The organism is Enterobacter sp. 04-C-12-SI-ECC (assembly GCF_047530715.1).
GTDB lineage: Bacteria > Pseudomonadota > Gammaproteobacteria > Enterobacterales > Enterobacteriaceae > Enterobacter > Enterobacter bugandensis.
The window spans coordinates 1-7,102 of record NZ_JBLKDI010000042.1; the positions used below are offsets into that span (position 1 = coordinate 1).

A 7,102-nucleotide genomic window follows, 5' to 3' on the forward strand; every position below is an offset into this window, starting at 1 on the left:
ACATGGTATCTCTCGCATCCCAGGGCATAAGCGACTCCATAAACGGGTTCTTATGCCTCAGTTGTAAGTGTCTACCATGTCCCCGAACAAGTGTTCACTATGTCCCCGGACCGTACACCCACGGGGAGAGGGAGAAGACCAGGGGAGACGTGGTCAGTTACGCCAGCAGCAGCGCATTCACACGTTTAATGAACAGGTTAGGATCTTCCAGGGTGCCGCGCTCGGCCAGCAGGGACTGATCCAGCAGGAGTTCAACCCACTCGGCAAAGCGAGCTTCATCCTGGGTATCCGCCGCGCGTTTCACCAGCGGATGATCCGGATTAAGCTCAAAGATATATTTCACTTCCGGCACGGCCTGGCCCGCCGCGGCGAACAGCTTCGCCATCTGGGTGCTCATTTCGTCCGCATCGGTGGTGACAATCGCCGGAGTATCGGTCAGACGGTGCGTGAAGCGTACCTCTTTCACGCGGTCGCCCAGCAGGGTTTTGACACGCTCAACGAACGGCTCCAGCGCCTTCTCGGCTTCTTTCGCGCTTTCGTCCACTTCATCCGCCAGCTTGTCGATGGACTCGTCGGCTTTGGCAACGGACTGGAACGCCTTACCGTCGAACTCGGTCAGGTAGTTCATCATCCACTCGTCGATGCGGTCAGAAAGCAGCAGCACTTCGATGCCTTTCTTACGCAGCAGCTCCAGATGCGGGCTGCTCTTCGCTGCCGCATAGCTGTCGGCGGTGATGTAGTAGATCTTCTCCTGCCCTTCCTTCATGCGGGAGACGTACTCTTCCAGCGACACGGTCTGGGCGGAGGAGTCGGTATGCGTAGAGGCGAAGCGCAGCAGTTTGGCGATCGTTTCAACGTTCGCCATGTCTTCAGCCGGGCCTTCTTTCAGCACCAGGCCGAACTGTTTCCAGAAGGTCTGGTATTTTTCCGCGTCGTCTTTCGCCAGTTTTTCCAGCATCTGCAACGCACGTTTGGTCAGAGCGTTACGCAGATTACGGGTAACGGTGCTGTCCTGGAGGATTTCACGGGAGACGTTCAGCGGCAGATCGTTGGAGTCTATCAGGCCACGAACAAAGCGCAGGTAGTTCGGCATGAACTGCTCGGCGTCGTCCATGATGAAGACGCGCTGCACGTACAGCTTCAGGCCGTGCTTGTGATCGCGGTTCCACATGTCCCACGGTGCCTGTGCCGGAATGTACAGCAGGCTGGTGTACTCCTGCTTCCCTTCCACGCGGTTGTGGCTCCAGGTCAGCGGGTCGGTAAAGTCGTGGGCGATGTGCTTATAAAACTCGTTGTACTCGTCGTCTTTGATTTCAGCCTTGTTACGCGTCCACAGCGCCTGCGCCTTGTTGATTTTCTCCCAGGAAACAACGGTTTCACCGTCTTTCTCTTCCTGTTTTTCAATCTCTACCGGCAGGGCGATGTGGTCGGAATATTTGCTGATAATGGAGCGTACGCGCCAGTCGTTCAGGAAATCGTCTTCCCCTTCGCGCAGGTGGAGGGTGATTTCGGTGCCGCGATCCGCTTTAGTGATGTCATCAACGGTGTATTCGCCTTCCCCTTTGGATTCCCACAGCACGCCGTTCTCGGCGCTGTCGCCCGCCGCGCGGGTGCGCACGGTGACTTTGTCCGCCACGATAAACGCCGAGTAGAAGCCCACGCCGAACTGGCCAATCAGCTGGCTGTCTTTCGCCTGGTCAGAGCCCATGGACTCCAGGAACGCTTTGGTGCCGGATTTAGCGATGGTGCCAAGGTGGTCGATCACCTCGTCGCGGTTCATCCCGATGCCGTTATCAGCGATGGTCAGGGTGCGGTTCTCTTTGTTGAAAGAGACGCGCACGCGCAGCTCGCCGTCGCCTTCATACAGATCCGGGTTGGACAGCGCGCGGAAGCGCAGCTTGTCCGCCGCATCGGAGGCGTTGGAAATCAGCTCACGCAGGAAAATTTCTTTGTTGGAATACAGGGAATGGATCATCAGGTGCAGAAGCTGTTTTACTTCTGACTGGAAACCACGGGTTTCTTGTCCTTTCATCTAAGTCGACCTCAACAATGCCATTTAATGGGGTTGTAAAACGTTGAGTGAGAGATGGGGATAAGGGGGGAAATTTTCAAGCGGAGGCCGCGCGCGCAGCCTCCGTTTGGTCAGAAAATAATCTTGTGTCGTCCGGCCAGCGAGTGCGACAGCGTGGTGCCGTCGACCATCTCCAGCTCGCCGCCGACCGGCACGCCGTGGGCGATGCGGCTGGCGTCAACGCCGTACTGCGCGCACAGCTCGGCGATATAGTTGGCGGTTGCCTCCCCTTCCACCGTCGGGTTGGTGGCGAGGATCACCTCTTTGATGGTTTCGGACTCAAGACGCTGTTCAAGGCGATCGAGACCGATATCGTCCGGGCCAATGCCGTCCAGCGGGGAGAGATGCCCCATCAGCACAAAGTAGCGGCCGGAAAACTGCCCGGTTTGTTCGATGGCGTAGATGTCCGCCGGACTCTCCACCACGCAAATCTGACCGTTTTCCTGACGACGCGGGTTCGTACAGATGTTACACACGTCCTGCTCGGTAAAGGTCCGGCAATCCGCACAGTGACCAATTTCTGACATGGCGCGGGTCAGAGCCTGCGCCAGGCGCATCCCGCCGCTGCGGTCGCGCTGCAATAGCGTAAACGCCATGCGCTGCGCCGACTTCGGGCCAACGCCCGGCAGGCAGCGCAGTGCTTCCATTAACTGCGTGAGCAGCGGACTGGTTTGCATCAGAATGGCATCTTAAAGCCCGGCGGCAGCTGCATACCGCTGGAAACAGAGGCCATTTTCTCTTTCTGGGTTTCGTCGATACGGCGAGCGGCATCGTTAAACGCGGCTGCTACCAGATCTTCCAGCATCTCTTTGTCGTCTTCGAGCAGGCTCGGGTCGATTTCAACGCGACGGCAGTTGTGCGCACCGTTGATGGTCACCTTGACCAGACCGGCACCGGATTCACCCGTGACTTCCAGCTGAGCGATCTCTTCCTGCATCTTCTGCATTTTTTCCTGCATCTGCTGAGCCTGCTTCATCAGGCCACCCAGACCGCCTTTTCCACCAAACATAGGCTTCTCTCTTCTTTCACGTTTAAGGATTACAACCGTAAGTCAGACTCACGATCAAATGGGGCGAATACTCTCTTCATCCAGATCGGCGTCGAAGAACCGGCGCAGGGTCTGGATGTTGTTATCCGCAATAATTGCCTCGCGCGCCTGCGCGAGCTTCTCTTCATAAATGGCCTGGCGCCACTCGAGCGGCGTTTTCACTGCCGGATTATCATCTTCAATGATAGTCAATTCAACCGGTGAACCCTTTAAAGCAGCAAGCGCCTCGGCCAACGCCTTTTGCGCGCCAGGGGAATTGAGGTGCCGCTGGCCCGGACGCAGATGCAGACGCACCTGATTGCCGTCCTGCTCTTTCCAGGCGTTCAGCGCGACCTGCTCCACCAGCTTCGGCAACTGGAGTTGGCTGACCTCAGCGGCCCAGGCGTCGCGCGCGATGGACTCTTCGGCGAGCTTAGCGGAAAGCTCCGGCGTTTTTTCATGCTCCAGCGCCTTTTTCAGCGCTTTCGGCGTGGCGACCACTTCCTTGACCGTTTCAACAACGGTGGTCGCCTTCCAGCGGTAAGCCTCTTCTTTCACCGGGGCTTTCTGCTCGAGCGCGGACGGTGCCGGACGCGACTGTACGCGCTCCGTTACCGAGGCCAGTCGTTCAAGCGCGGCGTTGTTCACCGGCCGCGCTCTTCCTGGCGCTGCCGGTTCACTCTTTTTTGGTTTGGTTACTCCCTGCGCACGCTGCAGCTGGCTGCGTGCGGCAAGCACCGAACTGGTGGCATCCGACAGCGGCACGTTTTGCTGTGGCGGCGGCGTCGGCTGCGGAGGCACCTGCTGCGGTGACATTACCGCCGTAGGGGCGACCGGGGCAAAAGACTGCCGCGGCGCTTCCGGTTCCGGCAACGGCATGCGCGGGTGGAACGCCAGCGCGCGCAGCAGCGTCATTTCGACGCCCATCCTGGGGTCCGGCGCGAACGGTAACTCTTTGCGGCCAATCAGCAGCGTCTGGTAATACAGCTGCACGTCGGCAGGCGGCACGGTGCGGGCAAGTTCACGCATCCGCTGTTCAATAGCGGCCATATCCGCACCGATGGCCGACGGAGACAGCTGCAGCATCGCCACGCGGTGCAGCAGGCTGAGCATCTCAACCAGCAGCGCTTCCCACTCAATACCGCGGGCAGCGGCCGCGTTCACCAGCGACATCACGCGCTCGCCGTTGGCGGCAATCATCGCTTCGATGAGCGACAGCGCCTGATCGTCATCCAGCGTGCCGAGCATGGTGCTGACCGCTTCGGTCGAGAGCTTGCCGTCACCGCTGGCAATCGCCTGGTCGGTCAGGCTTAGCGCATCACGCAGGCTGCCGTCAGCCGCGCGGGCCAGCAGCTGCAGGGCGCGCGGCTCGTGAACGATCTTCTCTTCATCAAGGATGTGCTCAAGCTGAGCGCGGATCTGCTCAACGTCCAGCGCCTTCAGGTGGAACTGCAGGCAACGCGACAGGATGGTGACCGGCAGCTTTTGCGGATCGGTGGTCGCCAGCAGGAATTTAACGTGCGCGGGCGGCTCTTCCAGCGTTTTCAGCAGGGCGTTAAAGCTGTGGCGCGACAGCATGTGCACTTCATCGATCAGGTAGACCTTGAAGCGGCCGCGCGCCGGGGCGTACTGCACGTTGTCGAGCAGATCGCGGGTGTCTTCCACCTTGGTGCGCGAGGCGGCGTCGATCTCGATCAGATCGACAAAACGCCCCTGCTCGATCTCGCGGCAGTTGTCACACACGCCGCACGGGGTGGCGGTGATCCCGGTTTCGCAGTTCAGACCTTTCGCCAGCAGACGGGCAATAGAAGTCTTACCGACGCCGCGGGTGCCGGAAAAAAGATAGGCATGATGGATGCGACCTAGCGACAAGCCGTTCGCCAGGGCCGTCAGCACATGTTCCTGACCGACAACGTCAGCAAAGGTTTGTGGTCGCCATTTACGGGCTAACACCTGATAACTCATGGGCAGGCTCTGCAACGCTGGAAGGTGAATTTATGGAGGGGAATGCTATCACAACCTCACCCATTGAGCGAGGTTGTGAAAACCGGGATTAATGACCCGGGAAAGGCACCAGGCTGTAGCTGGTAATGCCCTGTTTTTCCAGGCGCTGTTCACCGCCAAGATCGAACAGGTTGATGATGAAGGCCGCGTCGGTCACTTCACCACCCAGACGGCGGATCAGCTTGACGGTCGCTTCAATGGTGCCGCCGGTTGCCAGCAGATCGTCAACCACCAGCACTTTGTCGCCAGGCTTGATCGCATCAACGTGGATTTCCAGCTGATCGGTGCCGTACTCCAGCTCGTAGCTCTCCGCGATGGTTTCACGCGGCAGTTTGCGCGGCTTACGCACCGGCACAAAACCCACGCCCATCGCCAGCGCAACCGGTGCGCCAAAAAGGAAGCCGCGGGCTTCGGTACCTACTACTTTGGTGATCCCGGCGTTTTTATAACGCTCCACCAGCAGTTCAATGCTGAGCGCGTACGCTTTCGGGTCTTCCAGCAAGCTGGTGACATCACGGAAAAGAATGCCAGGCTTTGGATAGTCCTGGATACTTTTGATGCTATTTTTCAGATATTCAAGCTGCTGTGCAGTTGCGGTCATCGGTTTGTGCCTAAATGAAACAGTGTTACTCACGGCGCGCGACGAGTCGGTCAAAGTAACAGTTGTTTAACCTTTGACCAGGCGCACCTGTGCTCGAAAACGGTCGAATTTACTGGCTGCGCGCCATAATTGCAACCGCCATGATGAGGCTTCAGTGCTTTTGTTGCTTTTCATCAACCACGGGGATCCGCCACATGAAGATCAGCAGGCAGGCCAGGATCGCCAGCAGCAGAATACGCACCCACATCATGTTCACCAGCCATAACGAAACGGCGAAGGTGATCAGGATAAAGGCAATGGCGCGCGGCTTGGCCCCGGGCGGCATGGCCCGGTGTTTTTGCCAGTGCCGCAGGTAGCCGCCAAACCACGAGCGGTACAGCAGCCAGTGGTGAAAACGCGGCGACGAGCGGGCGAAGCACCAGGCGGCCAGCAGGATAAACGGGGTGGTCGGCAGCAAGGGCAAAACCACACCTAGCGTACCCAGCACTACCGCGAGCCAGCCAATGATGATTAAAATAGTACGCTGCATAATGCGAATCGTTATCAAACTGAACGGCTACTTTACCACTGGAGAGCGCATTGAAAACAGCACTGCTTCTTGAGAAGCTGCAAAATCAGCTGATCGCTCTGCGGGCGCAGGCCACGCCGCTGATGGGACACGCCACGCTGAAACCGCGCTTTGACCGGCAGCTTTTCCGCACCCGCAGCACCGTCATTCAGGATTACCTTGCTGAGATGCAGACCAACCTCGATGAGCTTCGCCACGCGGTTGAGAGTGAACAGCAGGAACAGGTGGTGTGGCTTGCGGAGCATCTTACCGAGCAGATCACCGCCCTGCACCGCGAAATCGCCGCCTGGCCGCTACGGACGTGGGACAGCGCCTCGCCTGGGCTGGGAAAATGGCAGCGCAAGCGGCTGGAGAACCAGGAGTTTGAGCGGCGTCTGTTTGAGATGAAGCGCGAGCGCGAAGCCCGCCTGAACAACAGCGAAACGCTGGAAGAGCAGCAGCTATTGATGCGCGAGATTAGCGCGCTGGAAGGCCGCATCGTCCGCTGCCGTCAGGCGCTGGATGAGATTGAACGCGTGATTGAACGCCTGACCCGTTAACTGGAGCCACATTTATGTCACTGGAAAATGCACCCGATGAGGTCAAGCTGGCCGTCGATTTGATTATGCTGCTGGAGAATCATGAGATCCCCGCCGGGACGGTGCTTAAAGCGCTGGAGATTGTGCGGCGGGATTTTGAGGGGAAACTTCCCCCTCACCCTAACCCTCTCCCTGTACGGTCCGGGGACATAGTGAACACTTGTTCGGGGACATGGTAGACACTTACAACTGAGGCATAAGAACCCGTTTATGGAGTCGCTTATGCCCTGGGATGCGAGAGATACCATGTCAT

General features: G+C 58.4%; 8 protein-coding genes and 1 other annotated feature. Of the genes, 2 read left to right on the plus strand and 6 right to left on the minus strand.

What is annotated here, in order from left to right; genetic code table 11:
• Nucleotides 1-157 precede the first annotated feature (157 nt).
• The 6 genes from htpG to ACMWL8_RS24955 all read right to left on the minus strand — a co-directional run bounded on the left by htpG (nucleotide 158) and on the right by ACMWL8_RS24955 (nucleotide 6,232).
• Complete coding sequence (htpG, locus tag ACMWL8_RS24930; RefSeq protein ID WP_045259919.1) at nucleotides 158-2,032, minus strand: molecular chaperone HtpG; 1,875 nt, start codon at nucleotides 2,030-2,032, stop codon at nucleotides 158-160.
• A gap of 110 nt (nucleotides 2,033-2,142) precedes the next feature.
• On the minus strand, nucleotides 2,143-2,748 hold the full coding sequence (gene recR / locus ACMWL8_RS24935) for a recombination mediator RecR (protein WP_006809843.1): 606 nt from the start codon (nucleotides 2,746-2,748) through the stop codon (nucleotides 2,143-2,145).
• Nucleotides 2,748-3,080 carry a YbaB/EbfC family nucleoid-associated protein gene (locus tag ACMWL8_RS24940; protein WP_003858972.1) on the minus strand — a complete coding sequence of 111 codons (333 nt, stop codon included), beginning with the start codon at nucleotides 3,078-3,080 and terminating at the stop codon, nucleotides 2,748-2,750. Before ACMWL8_RS24940 ends, recR begins: the two co-directional genes overlap by 1 nt.
• Before the next feature lie 54 nt (nucleotides 3,081-3,134).
• Nucleotides 3,135-5,063 (minus strand): DNA polymerase III subunit gamma/tau, encoded by a 1,929-nt coding sequence (gene dnaX / locus ACMWL8_RS24945; RefSeq protein WP_045259918.1) that lies wholly within the window; start codon nucleotides 5,061-5,063, stop codon nucleotides 3,135-3,137.
• Nucleotides 3,741-3,805 (minus strand) — a sequence feature (DnaX frameshifting element). It overlaps the preceding gene by 65 nt.
• 88 nt (nucleotides 5,064-5,151) lie before the next feature.
• Nucleotides 5,152-5,703, minus strand: a complete 552-nt coding sequence (gene apt, locus ACMWL8_RS24950) for an adenine phosphoribosyltransferase (protein ID WP_000127359.1) — start codon at nucleotides 5,701-5,703, stop codon at nucleotides 5,152-5,154.
• A gap of 151 nt (nucleotides 5,704-5,854) precedes the next feature.
• Nucleotides 5,855-6,232: a DUF454 family protein gene (locus tag ACMWL8_RS24955; RefSeq protein WP_028012194.1), complete on the minus strand. Its 378-nt coding sequence runs from the start codon at nucleotides 6,230-6,232 to the stop codon at nucleotides 5,855-5,857.
• Nucleotides 6,233-6,282: 50 nt separating this feature from the next.
• Between ACMWL8_RS24955 and priC the strand changes: the two genes are divergently transcribed.
• Nucleotides 6,283-6,810, plus strand: coding sequence for a primosomal replication protein N'' (gene priC, locus ACMWL8_RS24960; RefSeq protein WP_045259917.1), 528 nt, complete (start codon nucleotides 6,283-6,285; stop codon nucleotides 6,808-6,810).
• 14 nt (nucleotides 6,811-6,824) lie between these two features.
• Nucleotides 6,825-7,028 (plus strand): pleiotropic regulatory protein RsmS, encoded by a 204-nt coding sequence (gene rsmS, locus ACMWL8_RS24965; RefSeq protein WP_414751623.1) that lies wholly within the window; start codon nucleotides 6,825-6,827, stop codon nucleotides 7,026-7,028.
• Nucleotides 7,029-7,102 lie beyond the last annotated feature (74 nt).